Here is a 17,361-nt window from a genome sequence, read left to right as displayed (position 1 = left end):
GTAGATGCTTAAGCAAATTGAGGGCAGCCAGGCGGTAGCGCAGACCGTCGCAGCATGTCGTCCAGAAGTTATCTGCGCCTATCCCATTTCCCCGCAGACTCACATCGTGGAAGCTCTGTCGGCTCTGGTGAAATCTGGCGAGCTAACAGGCTGCGAATATGTCAACGTAGAATCCGAGTTTTCTGCGATGTCGGCATCGATTGGCGCCTCGGCAGCAGGTGCTCGCTCCTATACCGCAACCGCTTCGCAGGGGCTGCTCTACATGGTGGAGGCCGTCTACAACGCCTCTGGTCTGGGGCTGCCCATCGTGATGACAGTGGCCAACCGTGCCATCGGTTCGCCGATTAACATCTGGAACGACCATACCGACTCGATGAGTCAGCGTGACTCCGGTTGGCTGCAGCTCTACGCCATCGACAACCAAGAGGCAGCCGACCTGCATGTTCAGGCCTTCAAAATTGCCGAAGAACTCTCAATCCCCGTCATGGTGTGCATGGATGGGTTCATTTTGACACACGCGATGGAGCAGGTTGACGTTCCAGAAGCGGACCAGGTCAGCGAATTCCTGCCACCGTACGAGCCCCGCCAGGTGCTCGATCCGGCAGACCCGATTTCCATCGGTGCCATGGTTGGGCCCGAGGCGTTCACCGAGGTGCGCTACCTCGCTCACCACAAGCAGCTGCAGGCGCTGGACATCATTCCGCGTGTGCAAAAGGAATTTGAGGGGATCTTCGGCCGTGCTTCCGGTGGTCTGCTGCACAAGTACCGCACTGAGGATGCCGAGACCATTATTGTCTGCCTCGGCTCAGTCACCGGAACCCTCCGAGATGTCGTGGACGAGCGTCGTGAAGCAGGGGAGAAGATTGGTGTGCTGTCCCTGGTCTCCTTCCGCCCCTTCCCGACGGAAGCAGTGCGTGAAGCCCTGAGTAACGCGAAGCGATTCATCGTGCTGGAGAAGGCATTTTCGGTCGGTATCGGCGGCATTGTGTCGTCCCACTGCCGCGCTGCGATGCGCGGTCGTCGATTCATCTGCCACGAGCTGATTGCCGGGTTGGGTGGACGCGACATCACGAAGAGCTCGCTGCACTCTTACCTGGACAAGGCCGTTCGCGACGAAGTTGAGGATACGACTTTCCTCGACCTCGACCGAGAGCTCGTTGACCGCGAACTCGAGCGCGAAAAGCTGCAGCGTCGCTCCGGATCCATCCCGGAAAACCTGCTTAAGGATGTATCCAACAAGGCCATGGTCGGTCACTACTCCGAGGAGACCCACAATGACTAGTCCAACGCCACTTCCCACCCCGCACTACCGCGCCACAGAAATTCCGTCTCGTGAAGAGGCAAAGTTCTACCAAGTCGGCTCCTTTGCCATTGGTAACCGACTGGTCGAGGAAAAGCTGCGCTCCGTGCAGTCCGGCACCGAGCGTTTCAACTCGCTGACCTCGGGACACCGCGCTTGTCAGGGCTGCGGTGAGGCACTGGGAGCTCGCTACGCCCTCGACGCCGCCGTGGCTGCCGCCGATAAACAAGTCATCGCAGTAAATGCCACCGGCTGCCTGGAGGTTTTCTCAACTCCGTACCCGGAAACGTCCTGGAACTTGCCGTGGATTCACTCCCTGTTCGGCAACGCCCCCGCCGTCGCGACCGGCGTGCAGGCTGCAATGAAGGCAAAGGGGCGTGACGACGTCCGCGTGGTCGCCCAAGGTGGTGACGGTGGCACAGTCGACATCGGTTTCGGGCCACTGTCCGGCATGTTTGAGCGCAATGATGATGTGCTCTACATCTGCTACGACAACGAGGCCTATATGAACACCGGTGTCCAGCGCTCCGGCGCAACCCCGCCGGCCGCCCGAACTGCGACCACACAGCCGGTCGGTGAGCACCCGGGTAACACCTTTGGCCAGGGCAAAGACTTGCCGCGTATCGCGATGGCGCATGAGATTCCCTATGTCGCCACCGCCACCGTCGCGGACTTGCGCGACCTGGAGTACAAGGTCACCCGCGCTATGGAATTCCGCGGCGCGCGCTACATCCACGTGCTCGTGCCATGCCCGCTGGGGTGGGGCTCGGCCTCGAATCACACAATTAAGGTCGCTCGCATGGCGACGCAGTCGGGCATGTTCCCGGTCTTTGAGGCCGAGTACGGCGAGGTCACCTCGGTGGCTAAGATTCGCCGTCCGGTACCGGTGACCGAGTACTTGAAGCTGCAGCGGCGCTTTGCACACCTGTTCAAAAAGGGTGCTGACCCACAGGTGCTCGAACAGCTGCAGGCGGGCGCGGATCGGAACATCCGCCGGTACAACCTCATCGACGATGACGCCCTGGATTTGCTGGAGAAGCCGCAGGGGACGTCGGCAAGCGAATCAATGACTTCCAGTGAGCGGTAGGGAGAAAGCAGCAATGAGCAATCAGGAATCTCAGTCATCGACTCCGGCTGGCAAGGCTGGAGGAGCATCGGCAGGCGAGACCAAGAAGGGCGAATCGAAGAAGACTCTGCTGCCATTTGCGATTTCCCTCGATGTAGGATCGTCGCTGGCCAACGAGACAGGCTCGTGGCGCACAGAGCGTCCCGTGTACGTGGACTTGTTGCCGCCGTGCAACAAGGCGTGCCCGGCGGGAGAGAACATTCAGCAGTGGCTCTACCACGCTGAAGAAGGCCACTATGAAGACGCCTGGCGAGAAATCATGCGAAACAACCCGCTGCCTGCAGTAATGGGACGTGTGTGCTACCACTCCTGTCAGACTGCCTGCAACCGCGCACAAGTCGATGAGGCAGTCGGTATCAACGCTATCGAGCGCTTCCTCGGTGACAAGGCCATCGAAGAGGGCTGGCAGCCCCGAGTCGCCTGCGAACCAACCGGCAAAAAGGTACTCATAGTGGGCTCCGGTCCGTCGGGGCTGTCCGCCGCTTACCACTTGGCGCTTCTTGGGCACAGTGTGACCGTGCGCGACAAAGCCGACAAGCCCGGTGGCATGATGCGCTACGGCATCCCGTCCTACCGCCTGCCACGCGGAATTCTCGATGCCGAGATTCGCCGAATCGCTGACATGGGCGTGGTCTTTGAACAGGGAAAGTGCGTTGATGATCTCGCCGCCGCGCGAGAGGAATTCGACGCTGTGTTCACCGCTATCGGTGCCGGTCTGGCGAGGAACATTGGCGTGCCCGCAGGTGAGGCTGCACACATTATGGATGCGATTGACGTGCTTGCCGACGTCGAGAAGCAAACCTCTGTGGACGACGAAGCCAAGCCGATGTTGGGCCGCACTGTCGTTGTCTACGGTGGTGGTAATACGGCGATTGACGCGGCGCGTACCGCAAAGCGCCTTGGCGCTGCGGATTCGGTGATTTTGTACCGACGTAATCGCGAGCAGATGCCAGCCCATGATTCCGAGGTCCTGGAGGCTGAGGAAGAGGGCATCACCATGCGGTGGCTGTCGACCGTTAATCACGTCGATGGCGGCAGTATCAAGATTGAGAAGATGGAGCTCGACGAAAACGGGTTCCCACAACCGACCGGCGAATACGAAGAACTGGCGGCGGACTCGCTGGTGATGGCGTTGGGGCAGGAAACTGACTTGACGCTGTTCGACGGCGTAAATGAGATTGCCACGGACCGTGGCAGCGTGACTGTCAACAACCAGATGATGACCGGCCTGCCCGGTGTATTCGCCGGTGGTGACATGGTGCCGAGTGAGAAGAATGTCACTGTCGCCATTGGGCACGGTAAGAAGGCTGCGCGCTACATTGATGCGTACCTTTCTGGTGCTGAGTACGAACCGCCTGCCAAGCACGGCGATGCCACTTTGGACCGCATGGAGACCTGGTATTACTCCGATGCGCCGCAGAAGGTCCGCGTGAAACTCGAGGGAGCACGACGCGCTTCGAACTTCGATGAGGTTGTGCAGGGACTCGATGAGGAATCTGCACTGTTCGAAGCACGCCGTTGCATGAGCTGCGGTAATTGCTTCGGCTGTGACAACTGTTTCGGTGTCTGCCCGGACAACGCCGTACTTAAACTCGAACCTGGAAAGTACGAGTTCAAGTACGACTACTGCAAGGGCTGTGGCGTCTGTGCCGAAGAGTGCCCGTGTGGTGCGATCTCCATGGTGCCGGAGGAGATCTAAAGGTCAGCGTTTACGCGCTGGCTTTACAGTCGGCACTTTACGCTCGGACGTTGTGGCCAATCACTGCCGGAATTGTGGTAGGCGCGTCTCCGAAGAGCTCCTTCTGGTATTCGTTCTGCTCGAAGGCCCCGGCATCGTTATCCCTGATAGCGGCTACATTAGCTAGTTTGCGTGCCGATGGTGTGGTGCCCTTTTGAAACAGTCCGCCACGGTTGCCCGCAGTGGTGGACGCGAGGACACCGGAGCCACGGTTTCCAGCAGCGGTACCCGCGGTTCCGCCAGCGGTGCCCGACGCGCCTGTAGCAGCTCCGTTGCGGGCGTTGATCAGGGAATTCATCAATCCACTGCCACGCTGCGTGGGACTATTTGCGGCGTTCGGCAGGGCAGAACCAGCGATTCCGGCACCCAATCCGACTCCCATCCCAAGACCCGCTTTTGGTGTTGGCACACGGCCGGGGCTTGAAGTCGGAAGTCCTGAGATTTGTGGTCGGGAGTTTGGGTTCCCAGAAGCCGGCAGTGCCGAGATGTTACCCGCTGGTGTGACACGTGCAGGTGTTCCTGTACCGAAGGATCCCGCAGGGCGGCTGCTGTGAGTTGCGTATGGCGTAGATCCTTGTGACGACAGTGCAGGATGAGTCCCCTGAATTCGTTGCGGAGCATTCGCACTAGATGGGGCGACCATTCCTGGATTCGCCGCGTTTGACTGAGGCATGGCTGACGCATTGGTAGGGTTCGTTGGAGTGAGCGTGGAGCTCGTTGGACTGCTGGGTGACGCGGTTTGCACAGGTGCAGCGGACGGATTGGTGGGGCTCGACAAAGTCGAAGTGCTCGGTTGAACATGCGAGGGAGCGGAAGAGCTCGCGGCTGTGGATTGTGGTGTTGGAGAATCCGGAACAGTTGAGGTGGCACCAACTGGTGCGCTGGCGGCTTGCATGCTTCCAGTCATTCCTGCAGGCGAAAGACCGAACTGGCTCGTTCCCGAACGCCCCGCGACTGTGGCTCCAACGGACACTGTAGCGGTTACGCCACTGCCCGCATCGGCGGAAACCAGGTTAGGAATTCGGGGAATAGCAGTCTGTAGCTGTGCGGTATACGGACCAGAAAGAAAAGCCGCTACCTCAGCCTGCTCAAATGCCTTTTGCGCGCCGGGATTTGAGAGTGCCTTGGATTCGGCTTCGATCGCAGACAGTGCGTTAACCGCCATTGCCTTTACGGATGGCAATACTGCTAGATGACCGGCCATGACCTCGGATGCGGCAGCGATGCTTGTCGCTCGGGCGGCTAGACCTTTCATTGTCGCGTCAGCAGCGGAGAAGACTGCACCGCTGTTGCTCGATACCAAGCCGGATGAGATGGAGGTTAGATTTCCGGCCAACGTGGTCATAGTTTCGGCGAAGTTGTTCCAGTAGGCGATTGCCTCGGCTACGACACCGTCGTTTGTCGAGGAAAACATGGATAGTAGTGCTTTGACGTCCAGACCAAGTTCTGCAGAAAGAGTAACTGGCGCGAAAGTGAGACTTCCGGCTTCAAACATTGGTCGACGTTGAAACACGCCGTTTGTTCGCGCTACTTCAGCAAGGGAAGCACCGTCGCCATTGAATGGGTTAATGCTTCGAAGGATCCGGTTCATGGTGGACTCGTGCTCAGTGATTACGCGACGGAAATCAGCGAGATTCGTTTGGGCCCACGTGAGTTGCTTGCCGAGGGATAGTCCGACGGCTGCAGAGCTTCCGGAACTACCGGAAATCGCCAGGCTGTGCTCTGTCGCTACTAGCTGGAGTGACGGAACCTGCGAGTAACCAGCCAGGTTGGGCTGCATAAGTCTGGAACCGCTTGCTAGCACATTCGTAATATTGAACTGCTGGATTGCAGAGTCGATTGCTGGAATTACGGCATGCATCATGATTTTTCCCCCAAGTAATCAATTAACAGTTCATTTACGGGAGCGCACCGTCGGTGTTGTGGATCAGGTTCATCTTGTCCGGTTGTGTCGATAACGAATCCGAGAGCCCCTTTTTCCGTTTCGACAGAAGCAATACAGGCGGAACTTCCTAGTGGTTCTGTTTGCGTGAACGTCACCCAATTGAAAGTCTCGTCATGATGAGCCAAAGGCTCAGCACTGTAGCGTTCAAGTTGCGAGTGAGCGACCGCCGCATGCCAGATGCTTAGTAGGTCGGAAGCATCGGATTCGATAACACAGCCAATCTGCTTATTTCCTTTGATTCGGCCTTCCATGTACGTCTGCTCCCGGAACCCCAGCCTGTCTAAACGCCCCATAATCTCCGGGTCATCGCACGGATTGGTCAGGATGAATTCGGGTGCGTCGTAGTTATAGTGCCCATCGGGCCCGAGTGGAGCATCGCCGGGCTCCGGCGGATTGTCAGGTGGAAGTACACCCGCAGGCAATGTCACGCCCGAGTCAGTGGTGATGGTTGTTAGGTTGTCACCGACAGGTTGAACGTCCTCGCCGGAAGTCTCAGTCGATGAGCAACTAATCCCCGTTGTTCCCAATAAAAGTGCTGACAGTAGGGCAGCAGTAGTCGCCTTTTTCAATTTTCCCTCCCCAAAAAATTTGCGTGACAAAGATATAACACTGCGGTCACAATCGTGCTTGTTGAAAAGCTGAAAAAATGGGCGAGCTGTGGATAACTTTTTGGGGTGTGGATAAAACGGTCGGCGCACAGGATAAACGCTGCTGCACAGCCACAACCTGCACCTTTAGGGTGCTTTCTCCGTACCGTCGTTAAGCGGTAGTGGCAATCGTGGGTGTGATGGCCGAAGAAATCCGAACGATTGGTTAGACTGTGAGACGCATTGCAAAACCACGGGAGTGCCAACCGAAATTCCGGCACTGAGAGGACGCTAGGAACCGAGCGTCGACCGGACGAACCTGAATCTGGGTAATACCAGCGTAGGAAAGGGATGTGTTGCTTCATGGCTGCACGTGTATCTGTATCCGCTCCACCGAAAGAGGGCGAGGTTACAACTGGGCCGATCTACCGCAGCAACAAGCACTATGACGAGGTTGCGTTCAGCAACGATTTTGGTGAGGCGAGCCTGCGCATTCCAGTTCGTCGAATCAATCTGACGGACGGTACTCACTTCGATGCGTACGACACTTCCGGCATCTACACAGAGGAAAATCCGAAGCTGAATCTGAAGGAGGGTTTGGCTAAGACTCGTGACTCGTGGCCGAAGGCTCCTGCGGTTCCGGCGGTTGCGGATTCTGAGGAGGCGCCGAAGGTTAAGACGCAGCTGGCATGGGCGCGTGCGGGAATTGTCACCCCGGAGATGGCGTTCATTGCTGCTCGTGAAGATGTGGATCCGGAAGTTGTTCGCGAAGAGGTCGCCGCAGGGCGTGCCGTAATTCCGGCCAACCACAAGCACCCGGAGATTGAGCCGATGATTATCGGCAAGCGCTTTGCCACCAAGGTCAACGCCAACATCGGTAACTCGGCTGTGACTTCGTCCATCTCCGAAGAGGTGGAGAAGATGGTGTGGGCGACCCGTTGGGGCGCGGATACCATCATGGACCTGTCCACTGGTAAGGACATTCACGAAACCCGCGAGTGGATTCTGCGTAACTCGCCGGTGCCGGTCGGTACTGTGCCGATCTACCAGGCGCTGGAGAAGGTCAAGGGCGACCCGGCCAAGCTGACCTGGGAAATCTACCGCGAAACCATCATTGAGCAGTGTGAGCAGGGTGTCGACTACATGACCGTTCACGCAGGTGTGCTGCTGCGTTACGTGCCGCTGGCTGCCAACCGAGTTACGGGCATTGTCTCCCGCGGTGGTTCGATTATGGCCGCTTGGTGTCTCGCGCATCACCAGGAGAGCTTCCTCTACACTCGCTTCGCTGAACTGTGCGACATTCTGGCTCAGTACGATGTCACGTTCTCCCTCGGCGACGGGCTGCGTCCGGGTTCCATTGCCGACGCTAACGATGAAGCCCAGCTGGCTGAGCTGCGCACTCTCGGCGAGCTGACCAAGATCGCCAAGTCTCGCGGCTGTCAGGTCATGATTGAAGGCCCGGGTCACGTCCCGATGCACAAGATTGCTGACAACGTGAAGTGGGAAGAGGAGTGGTGTGAGGAAGCTCCGTTCTACACCCTCGGCCCACTGGCAACCGATATCGCGCCGGGCTATGACCACATCACCTCCGCTATTGGCGCGGCAATCATTGCGCAGGCCGGCACCGCCATGCTCTGCTACGTCACTCCGAAGGAGCACCTGGGGCTGCCGAACCGCGATGACGTTAAGGTCGGTGTGATTACTTACAAGATTTCCGCTCACGCCGCTGATCTGGCGAAGGGCCTGCCGCGCGCTCAGGAGCGTGACGACGCACTGTCGAAGGCCCGTTTCGAGTTCCGTTGGCATGACCAGTTCGCACTGGCCTTGGATCCGGACACTGCGCTGGACTACCACGACGAGACCCTGCCTGCAGAGCCAGCGAAGACCGCACACTTCTGTTCCATGTGTGGTCCGAAGTTCTGCTCCATGCGTATTTCCAAAGATGTGCAGGACTACGCGAAGGAACACGGCCTGGACTCCGTCGAAGCTATCGAAGCCGGCATGGCTGAGAAGTCCCAGGAGTTCACTGACCAGGGTGGCCGCGTCTATCTGCCGATTACCGCGGAGTAGTCGATTGGCGCAAAGCTGTTGAAGCAAGCCGCGGTCGAGCTCTATTGGGCTTGGCCGCGGTTTTCTTTTGCTCTCAGCCATTTCTTCCAATCCCAGCGTTGAGACTCTAACGGGGGTGGATAAGGCGCGCCTTAATAACTAGGTTAGGTGAGCCTAATATGCGGGGTGTACATTGCTTGTATGCACAGTCTGAAGTTCCTGACTTTCGATCATTCCCACGGCCATCTTGCGGGTGCTCACGAAACTCGCCTTTCGTCCGGCTCCGAATCATCGCCCGTTGGAGAAGGCAAGCGTCGACCGGTGAGGCAGAGTGCGCGCAGAGGTGTTACTGCGGTTTCGCTGTCCGGTGCCATGGTCCTTTCGGCGTTTGTGTCCCCAGCAATGGCTGAAACTGCGAAGCCAATCGTGCCAGACAACTTTCCCAATGTGATTAATCCAGCGGAGAACTTCCAGCCGCAGGATTCGAAGTATGTCGAATCTCCGGAAGTTACTGTCACTTTTGAGGACGGCACACCAGCTGAAGGTGCCACGGTTCATCGCGGCGATGTTCTTATCGTTCGCGGTAGTGGTTTCAATCCGTCGGCCAACCGTGGTGGTTACCCGCTTCCAATTCCTCCGGGTGTGCCCAATGGTGTTTACGTTCTCTACAGTGCGTTCCCAGACTCCTGGAAGCCAAGTGAAGGTGCTCCGTCCTCGTCGCGGAAACATCCGCACGACAACATAGCTTGGGTCACGCCGGCTGGAACTCTCGAGGCGATACCGAACCAGGGCGTCGACATGCGACGTTCTATCGCTCGTCAGGCTACCCCGATGACAGATGACGGCAGCTTTGAGGCTCGCATTGTTGTTGACCCGCCAGAGACCCCAGCTGGTGAAAACTGGGGCATTTACGTCTACCCGGCGGCCGGTTCCATTAATGAGGCCGAGGAAATTTACATTCCGTTGAGTTACTCGGACGCTCCGGGTAAGAATGCCCCGGCTCCCTCCAGCGAGGATTTAGTGATTTCGGTGTCCGCATTGGAAAAAGTATTCGGCGCACTGGGCGGTGGTGTCACTGCCAAGAACGGTGCCCTAGAGCCTGAGGCCGGTGTCGTCTCATTCACCCGCGACAATGACAACAGCAATGCCGAAGGGGAGAGCTACCGCGGAGAAGTTCACATCACCGCGAAGTTCAGTCTGGTTCATGTGGTCGTTCGTAATCCGCGCATTGAGGAAGGCCCGACCGGAAAGATTATTACGGCAGAGGTCTCGCAGGGCTACGATGTCGGCCCGGATGAGATGGAGCGCATGCCCATAGCCGCCGTGGTCGACAGCGATGGAGATCAGCTGATTACGACCATCGGCACTATTTCACAGATTCGATAGTCCTCCGGCCATCACGGCCGCCAACTGTCGTCCTCCTGGCACTTTGTTCAAAGTAAGCCGTCATACCTTGTGGGTTCTTGCGGGGTGTAACCACTGCCGTATTGGAATCACTACATTAGATAGAGGCGCTTACCAGCGATGAGGAGGAACGTGGGACGGCATAGTCGGGCAGAAGGACCTGTGTCACAGGATGGCGCATCGTCACAGGCTGCGGAGTCGCAACGTGCTGTTGCGAAGTCTTGGTCACAGGTCTCGCGAAAAATGTGGGCTCGCAAACCCAGTCAGACCCCCGCGCTGGCGCAATCGCCTGTGATGAGCTGGCCTCTTATTCTGGTCTCGCTGCTCGGTGGTCTTGCCTCGCTGTTGGCCTGGAATGGTCGTACTCAGCCGGACGATTGGGCTTCGCTCTGGGTAGGCGGGCTACTTATGGACAGGGGACTTGAGTCCCATCTCTATGACGCCGATCCAATCGATTTCACCGCCATGAGTGGAGAGGTCTGGCCACGCCTGGCGCAGGAAGTGTCTGCGCCATTTACGCATCCCTTTGTGCAAAACCCTTTGTTCGCAAAGGCTCTGGGAGTGATATCCCACGTCATGAGCTTTGAAACCTCGGTTGCTTGGTTGCTCTTTCTCTCTGGAATGGCCGTCGTGGTCCTCGTCGCAGCCTCCTACCACCTGTGGTTTCGGTCCACCATGCCCTGGGGCATCGCAGCGCTGGTTACCGCATGCGTATTCGCTCTGCCGACCACTCTTAATTCGTTCTGGATCGGTCAGACGACACCGCTGATCGTCGCGGGCGTCGCCTATGGTCTTGCTGCCTCGCGCACTCGTCATTGGCTCGCGGGGATCGTGCTCGGCATCGTCGCATCCATTAAATTGACTCCGTATGCGCTCATCGCTGTGATGCTCTTTTTCGCTTATCGACGGCGCGCAGCCCTCTGGTCGCTGGCCACCACGGCGGTACTGGCGGTCTGGATGTTTATCCGCGTTGATATGTCGGTAATTTCGGATTGGATTGATCGAATCGGCGACATTGGTTCATCGGTCTTGGTCGGCGGTGCGAATCAGTCGTTGGCGTCGACTTTAGCCACAGACCTGGGCAAACCTGATTTATTAGTAACAGTGGTTCGTGATTACCCGAGTCACGTGAAAACGATTCCACTGTGTATTGCGCTTGGCGTGGTGTTGATGGTCACGGTAGTTGCGTGGTTGAACCCGGTCTATCGCTTTGAGCTTCTGGTTACTGGAGCTTGGCTTATCGCAGTCACGTTCTCATCGGTTCTTTGGACGCACTATATGTTGATGCTGGTCACGCCTGCGTTCGGTTTTGTCGCGATGTCGCGGACTCGATTGACCAGACAGTGGCCGTATATTGGTATTGCCACGTTGGTAATTCTACTGTCGTACCCGATTACAAACCCGATTGCTGCTACGCCATATACCGACGGATTTATGTACTCGGGAATTACTGCGATGCTCTTGGCGTTGGCGCTACTGTTAATCATCGGTGGTTGCCATGCTTTCGCAGTACATCGGTACGGCGACGATGATGCAGGCGAGGCTAGTACCGGTGTGGGCAGTGGACTATCTGCCAAGGGGACTTTGAAAGTGCCTCAGCCAGAGCCAATGGTCTTATTCGACTTGAGGAAGCGCTAGATTTAGCGGCTCAGCATAGAGACGATGTCACGGGGAGACATGTCGCTGTAAATTTCGTTCCGGGCGCACTCAACCCGGCGACCGAAGTGGACTGCGTTGGCTTCACTGCTGGTGTCGCGGGTAAACGCCTCGTGCAGTGGCTGGGAGAAAAAGGTGCGCTTGGTAGTGAAGGAACGGGGGAACAGGTTTTCAAGGCTCACGGTATAAACCCTTTCTGTGGTCGGAATCCGGTCAGGACTCCGGTTTGAAAGTTTCTGTATTCACATGGTTTTCTTTGATGCCGTTGCCACTATATGTCTGAATATGCCCGTTATCGAGTTAAAACGGGCAAAAGTGACTAAGCGGATACCGTTCCCAACATGAAAGCTGCATCACACTGTGGTCCGGCTTAATACGCGGTCACGGTCAGTTGTGGGGCTCCAATACAATGAAATGCGGAATCAAATTTGTAGTAGGAGTTTGGTTATGGCTATTTCTTCGGCACCCGCCCCTGAGTCCCCTGAGTCCCCGGATTCGCCGGATTCCCCGGGTACCTCGGAAACGACATCGCGCAGCGTTCCGGCGGCAGCGCTCAGGCACGTTGAGGATCTAATTGATTTTGTGGCTGCGTCGCCAAGCTCATTTCATGCGGCACAACAGGTCGTTGACCGTCTGAGTGCAGCCGGCGCCACGGTCGTCGACGAGCACGAACAGTGGCCAAGCGAACCCGGTGCCTACGTCCTGCGTCGCGATGGCGCTGCCGTTGCTTGGATCGTCCCGGAGACACCGGCTGCCGATTTGACCGGTTTCCGTATTGTGGGTTCCCACACGGATTCGCCCGGTTTTCGTGTGAAGCCCAACGCGCGCACCTCCGCCGCAGGCTATGCACAGGTCGCCGTCGAAGTCTATGGCGGCGCGCTGTTGGGAAGCTGGACCGACCGCGAAATTGAGTTCGCCGGTCGTGTAATTGATAAAAATGGCAATGAGCACCTTGCTCGCACCGGCCCGGTCGCGCGTATTCCGCAGTTGGCTATCCACCTCAATCGTGCAGTTAACGAAGAGGGATTGAAGCTCCACAAGCAGAATCACACTGCACCAATCATCGGACTGGATACCTTCGGCGCCGATGTACACCAGGTCATCGCCGATGCAGCGGGCCTGTCTGTCAATGAGATTGTCGCCTGGGATCTCATTTCCTTCGACACCCAGAAGCCACGCACCTTCGGCGCTCACGATGAATTCCTCGCCTCAGGTCGACTGGATAACCTGCTCAGCGTTCACTCATCCTTGGTCGCTTTCGAGACCTTGCTCCGCCAACATCGGAGCGCGTGGACCACCATCCCCGTCATGGTCGCTTTCGACCACGAAGAAGTCGGTTCTGCCTCCACCACGGGCGCTGCAGGGCCACTGCTTGCCGACGTTCTATCCCGCATCGCAGCGGCCACAGGCGCTGGCCTTGAACGCACCCAGCAGCTCTACCGTGGCTCCGTCTGCCTCTCTGCGGATGGCGCACACGGTGTGCACCCGAACTATGCAGGCGAGCACGAGCCGGGGCACCAGCCGGAACTCAATGCTGGCCCAGTGGTGAAGATTAATGCCAATCAGCGCTACGCCACCACGGCGGCCGGTCAGGCCGAGGTTGTCCGTATCGCGGAAGCGACGTCCAAGCGCATTGGCCAAGAAGTGCCAGTACAGTACTTTGTCTCTGCGAACCACAAACCATGCGGCTCCACCATCGGTCCGATTACCGCAACGCGATTGGGCATCGACACTATCGATATCGGAGCTGCGATGGTCTCCATGCACTCGGCACGCGAGATGTGCGGGACCATCGATCCATGGTGGTTGGCCGAGCTTACTGTGGATTTCTGGGGCGCAGAGAACTAACAGCCCGCAGGCAGCGCTTAAGCCACCCCTAGCAGGGGAGATGTTGGGTCGCTGTGGCCGTCGGAAAGCGAGAATTGGCAGGAGATTTTCCACAGGCGCTCGTCGTGGAGCCTATTTTCTGTCATGCTATGAACCATGAACGATGCTAACGACACCCTGCCGTCGCACCGCCTTGAAGTACCTATCGACGAGGCGGTGGCATGGCGTCGCCAACTGCACCAGAATCCGGAACTGAGCTTCCGGGAGTACAGGACCTCGGACATGATTGAGGACTTGCTCAATCAGTGGGATATCCCGACGTACCGGTTGACCCCGACATCGGTAATCGGCGTCATCGAGGGCACTGCGGGCGACCCCAACACCGGGCGTGTGATTGGCTACCGCGCGGATATTGATGCGCTGCCGATTCAGGAGGAAACGGGACTGCCGTATGCCTCGCGCACGCCGGGTGTCATGCACGCCTGCGGTCACGATGTTCACACGGCGATGCTGTTGGGCACGGCGAAGGTACTCTCCGGAATGCGCGATCAGCTGCACGGCAAGGTGCTGTGCATCTTCCAGCACGCCGAAGAGATGTTGCCGGGGGGTGCTCGTGAGCTGGTCGATAAGGGCGCCGCCGATGACTTGGATGAGGTCTACGCCTTCCACGTGGCGCCTCATCCGGTGGGGCATGTGGGGATTTGCCCAGGGCGAGTGACAACCATGTCTGGCATTGTCTCCATCGCGATTCGTGGTCGTGGCGGACACTCATCGAACCCGCAGCTGTCGATTGACCCGGTGCTCATCGCCAGTGAGGTGACTCTCATGCTGAACACGATCGTCTCCCGCGATGTGGATCCGAAGCACATGAACATCGTCAACGTCGGCTCACTGCATTCGGGCGAAGCCGGCAACGTGATTCCGGATACGTCCAACCTGGAAGTGTCCATTCGCTCGGTGGATGAGTCGGACTGGGAGATCGTCTGTCAGCGTATCGAGGCCGTCGTCAATGGTGTCTGCCAAGCTCACGGCGCGCAGGCGACTTTCGACTGGCAGATTCCGTATCCGATGGTGGTCAACGCCGACATTGCCGTCAACCGCGCCTGGCACGCGGCCACGAAAGCGATCGGCAACTCCAAGGTGTTCACTGCCGACCCATGGGCACCTTCGGATGACTTCTCGTACTTCTCCCGCGAAGCGCCGGGCTGCTACATGTTCCTCGGCACCGGTGGCCCGGAAGCGGGTAATCCCTTCTTTCTCCACAACTCCAAGTTTAAAATTGTGGAGAGAGCCATGGTCAGTGGCATGCGCACGGAAATCCAAATCGCGCTCGACGCACTGAACCCGTCGAAGAATCAACCGCCGGAGCGGCCTGCCGCATCTCAGACCATGCCCGCAGCCGGTTCCGTGCCTCCACGGCCGCGGAACCCAGGCCTTGGCACGCCGAAGTCGCATGCTGGCCAGGCGCGGGCGTCGTCAAGCGAATCGGAGGGGGAGACCTCACCGAGTCCTGAGGCAGCGACGGCGCCGAACAATTCCAATCAGTCTCAGGCACCTAGAGAGGATGCATAGGACAATGTCCACTAACCCCAACGCCCCTGATAAGACGCTCGCTGCCACCGCACCCGAGTGGACGAAGTGGGCGATTGGATGGCACGTCTATCCCCTGGGGTTTGTGGGAGCACCCATCCGGGAGAAGAATCGAGGTGCCGCGCCGGTCAATCGAATTCGCAAACTGATTGACTGGCTGCCGTACGTCCAAGAACTCGGTCTCAACGTCCTGCAGCTGGCACCAGTCTTCGAGTCCACCAGTCACGGCTACGACACCGAGGACTACTACCGCATTGACTCGCGCCTGGGCACCGAAGAGGACATGAAGGCTGTCATCGACGCCGCCCATGAGCACGGCATTAAAGTGCTTTTCGACGGCGTCTTCAACCACATCGGGTCAGAGGCGCCCGCGCTGAAGACTGCGAAGGAAAACCCTGATTCTGAAGAAGCGCAGCTCTTTGCGTTTACGCATTCCAACGGAGACATGACTGCGCCGGTGTTTGAAGGCCACGAGAGTTTGGTCGAGTTTGATCACACCAGTGATGCGACCGCCGACTTTGTCGTGGACGTGATGAACTACTGGCTGGCACGGGGGATTGATGGCTGGCGGCTGGACGCGGCTTACGCAGTGGATCCACAGTTCTGGCGCAAGGTTTTGCCGCGAGTGCGTGCCGAACACCCGCACGCTTACATCTACGGCGAGGTCATCCACGGTGACTATGCGGAGATCGTGTCGGTGTCCGGTATGGACTCGGTGACGGAATATGAGTTGTGGAAGGCGACCTGGTCCGCGCTGAAGGAGGAGAACTTCTTCGAGCTGGACTGGACCCTGAAGCGCCATAACACCTTCGCAGAGTCGTTTGTGCCGGTGACCTTTGTGGGCAATCACGATGTTTCGCGCATTGCGACGCAGGTGGGGCCTGACAAGGCTGTGCTGGCGGCAACTGTGCTGTTTACTGTGGCTGGTGTGCCGCTGGTGTACTACGGCGACGAACAGGGCTACACCGGAACTAAGGAGGAACGCATCGGCGGTGATGACCAGGTCCGACCGGTGTTCCCGGATAGCCCGGAGGAACTGTCTACGCTCGGTGAGGATCTCTATCGCGCTTACCAGCAGCTAGTTGCAGTGCGACGCCGCTTCCCGTGGCTGCACTCCGCTTGCGTGGAAACTAACGAGTTGCGCAATGGTTTCCTGCGCTACCGCGTGACCGCGACCGATGCGGCGCTGGTCGGCGGGGGTGCTGGGGTTTCCAAGGACGCCGGTGCTTCTGGTGCTTCTGGTGCTTCTGACACTTCTGGCGAGATGCCCTCGCTTATTGTCGAGCTGAATCTGGAAAACGGCGCAGCCAGCGCGGTAATCCGAGACGGTGACCATGTGGAATTTGAGTTTTCCTAGGCGCTCCTGGCGGCACTAGGCTGCCCGGAGAGCAAAAACCGGGTTAATAGACAGAAAGCATGTCCGCCCAGCGTGTCGCCGGGTGGGCACCTTTTGCTATTTCGCCCTACTTAACCCCAATGCGAGTTAGTGACTGCGTTTATGTTCGGCGGCAGCGGGCCAATCCGAGTTACTGACTGCGTTTATGACAAAAATGGCCCGAAAAATAGCCTGAAAGTGTCATAAGCTCACACAGTTTCACATTTGCAGCCCGTAGAGCGGGGCGTGGACCCCGCTTTCCACGCTGTTGGTTGTTGATTTCCCATCGCTTCGGTTCCAGCACACCAGCATGCAGCACACCGGCATGCGTCCAACATGCGGCCAACATGCGGCCAACATGCGGGTGCCATTCCGGTGGATTGAACAAAAAAGGGGCTTGAATAAGGAGCGAAACCTTATTCAAGCCCTATTTTCAGGGGTTTAATCATCGGCACCCAGGGAATTAGACCACCTGTTTGCCACCTACCCCGGTTTTCGCAGATGTAATTATTGAATCTGCAATTACATCTGTGCAGTCTCAGAAGGGATCATCTCTTCGGAGGGGGCCGGGGTGGTGGTCTTCTGCTCGAAGGTCCCCGACGGGTTGGCCTGGTCTCCGACCTTCACGTCCGAGTCAACCTCATTAGGGGGAGAGCAAGCGACCAGGGCTGCTGCGGCAATGGCGGATGCGGCGATAGCGCCGGCGATGCGGTTACGCATGGATGTGGCTCCTCTGTCGGAAAAACAATAGCTACAAGGGGCTA

General features: G+C 58.0%; 13 protein-coding genes and 1 riboswitch. Of the genes, 9 read left to right on the top strand and 4 right to left on the bottom strand.

Features of this window, described 5'->3' with window-relative positions; all coding sequences use genetic code 11:
- Positions 1-4 precede the first annotated feature (4 nt).
- From ADA16_RS09025 to ADA16_RS09015, 3 genes are read left to right on the top strand one after another with little or no spacing between them, the layout of a single operon-like run.
- On the top strand, positions 5-1,282 hold the full coding sequence (locus tag ADA16_RS09025) for a transketolase C-terminal domain-containing protein (protein WP_048761139.1): 1,278 nt from the start codon (positions 5-7) through the stop codon (positions 1,280-1,282).
- Entirely contained in the window at positions 1,275-2,387 is a 1,113-nt protein-coding gene (locus tag ADA16_RS09020) for a thiamine pyrophosphate-dependent enzyme (protein ID WP_048761136.1), read from the top strand. Before ADA16_RS09025 ends, ADA16_RS09020 begins: the two co-directional genes overlap by 8 nt.
- Before the next feature lie 13 nt (positions 2,388-2,400).
- Positions 2,401-4,125 (top strand): NAD(P)-binding protein, encoded by a 1,725-nt coding sequence (locus ADA16_RS09015; protein ID WP_082150691.1) that lies wholly within the window; start codon positions 2,401-2,403, stop codon positions 4,123-4,125.
- Positions 4,126-4,162: 37 nt separating this feature from the next.
- On the opposite strand, the gene ADA16_RS09010 is transcribed toward ADA16_RS09015, so the two are convergent.
- Both ADA16_RS09010 and ADA16_RS09005 read right to left on the bottom strand, forming a co-directional pair.
- A complete protein-coding gene (locus tag ADA16_RS09010) occupies positions 4,163-6,028 on the bottom strand; it encodes a hypothetical protein (protein ID WP_048761133.1) in 1,866 nt (621 codons plus the stop codon).
- Positions 6,025-6,807 carry a hypothetical protein gene (locus ADA16_RS09005; RefSeq protein WP_239659422.1) on the bottom strand — a complete coding sequence of 261 codons (783 nt, stop codon included), beginning with the start codon at positions 6,805-6,807 and terminating at the stop codon, positions 6,025-6,027. Before ADA16_RS09005 ends, ADA16_RS09010 begins: the two co-directional genes overlap by 4 nt.
- A gap of 132 nt (positions 6,808-6,939) precedes the next feature.
- A riboswitch (TPP riboswitch) is annotated at positions 6,940-7,061 on the top strand.
- Between ADA16_RS09005 and thiC the strand changes: the two genes are divergently transcribed.
- The 3 genes from thiC to ADA16_RS08990 all read left to right on the top strand — a co-directional run bounded on the left by thiC (position 7,060) and on the right by ADA16_RS08990 (position 11,787).
- Positions 7,060-8,766 (top strand): phosphomethylpyrimidine synthase ThiC, encoded by a 1,707-nt coding sequence (thiC, locus tag ADA16_RS09000; protein WP_048761128.1) that lies wholly within the window; start codon positions 7,060-7,062, stop codon positions 8,764-8,766. (Overlaps the previous riboswitch by 2 nt.)
- 381 nt (positions 8,767-9,147) lie before the next feature.
- Positions 9,148-10,131, top strand: coding sequence for an HtaA protein (locus ADA16_RS08995; protein ID WP_239659421.1), 984 nt, complete (start codon positions 9,148-9,150; stop codon positions 10,129-10,131).
- A gap of 180 nt (positions 10,132-10,311) precedes the next feature.
- Complete coding sequence (locus tag ADA16_RS08990; RefSeq protein WP_239659420.1) at positions 10,312-11,787, top strand: glycosyltransferase family 87 protein; 1,476 nt, start codon at positions 10,312-10,314, stop codon at positions 11,785-11,787.
- Positions 11,788-11,789: 2 nt separating this feature from the next.
- On the opposite strand, the gene ADA16_RS08985 is transcribed toward ADA16_RS08990, so the two are convergent.
- The gene (locus ADA16_RS08985) at positions 11,790-11,987 is read right to left on the bottom strand and encodes a hypothetical protein (protein WP_048761126.1); all 198 of its coding nucleotides are present in this window, start codon (positions 11,985-11,987) and stop codon (positions 11,790-11,792) included.
- Positions 11,988-12,252: 265 nt separating this feature from the next.
- Between ADA16_RS08985 and ADA16_RS08980 the strand changes: the two genes are divergently transcribed.
- The 3 genes from ADA16_RS08980 (at position 12,253) to ADA16_RS08970 (ending at position 16,579) form a co-directional block, all read left to right on the top strand.
- Positions 12,253-13,653, top strand: a complete 1,401-nt coding sequence (locus tag ADA16_RS08980; RefSeq protein WP_048761123.1) for a M18 family aminopeptidase — start codon at positions 12,253-12,255, stop codon at positions 13,651-13,653.
- A gap of 135 nt (positions 13,654-13,788) precedes the next feature.
- Positions 13,789-15,204 (top strand): M20 metallopeptidase family protein, encoded by a 1,416-nt coding sequence (locus ADA16_RS08975; protein ID WP_048761121.1) that lies wholly within the window; start codon positions 13,789-13,791, stop codon positions 15,202-15,204.
- Positions 15,205-15,208: 4 nt separating this feature from the next.
- Entirely contained in the window at positions 15,209-16,579 is a 1,371-nt protein-coding gene (locus tag ADA16_RS08970) for an alpha-amylase family protein (protein ID WP_048761119.1), read from the top strand.
- A gap of 540 nt (positions 16,580-17,119) precedes the next feature.
- Here ADA16_RS08970 and ADA16_RS08965 read toward each other — a convergent pair.
- Positions 17,120-17,317 (bottom strand): hypothetical protein, encoded by a 198-nt coding sequence (locus ADA16_RS08965; protein WP_048761117.1) that lies wholly within the window; start codon positions 17,315-17,317, stop codon positions 17,120-17,122.
- Between the last annotated feature and the right edge of the window lie 44 nt (positions 17,318-17,361).

It is taken from the genome of Corynebacterium vitaeruminis (genome assembly GCF_001054325.1).
Lineage (GTDB): Bacteria > Actinomycetota > Actinomycetes > Mycobacteriales > Mycobacteriaceae > Corynebacterium > Corynebacterium vitaeruminis_A.
Note: the sequence above shows the minus strand (reverse complement) of the source record. Positions and strands in the feature narration are given on the sequence as shown.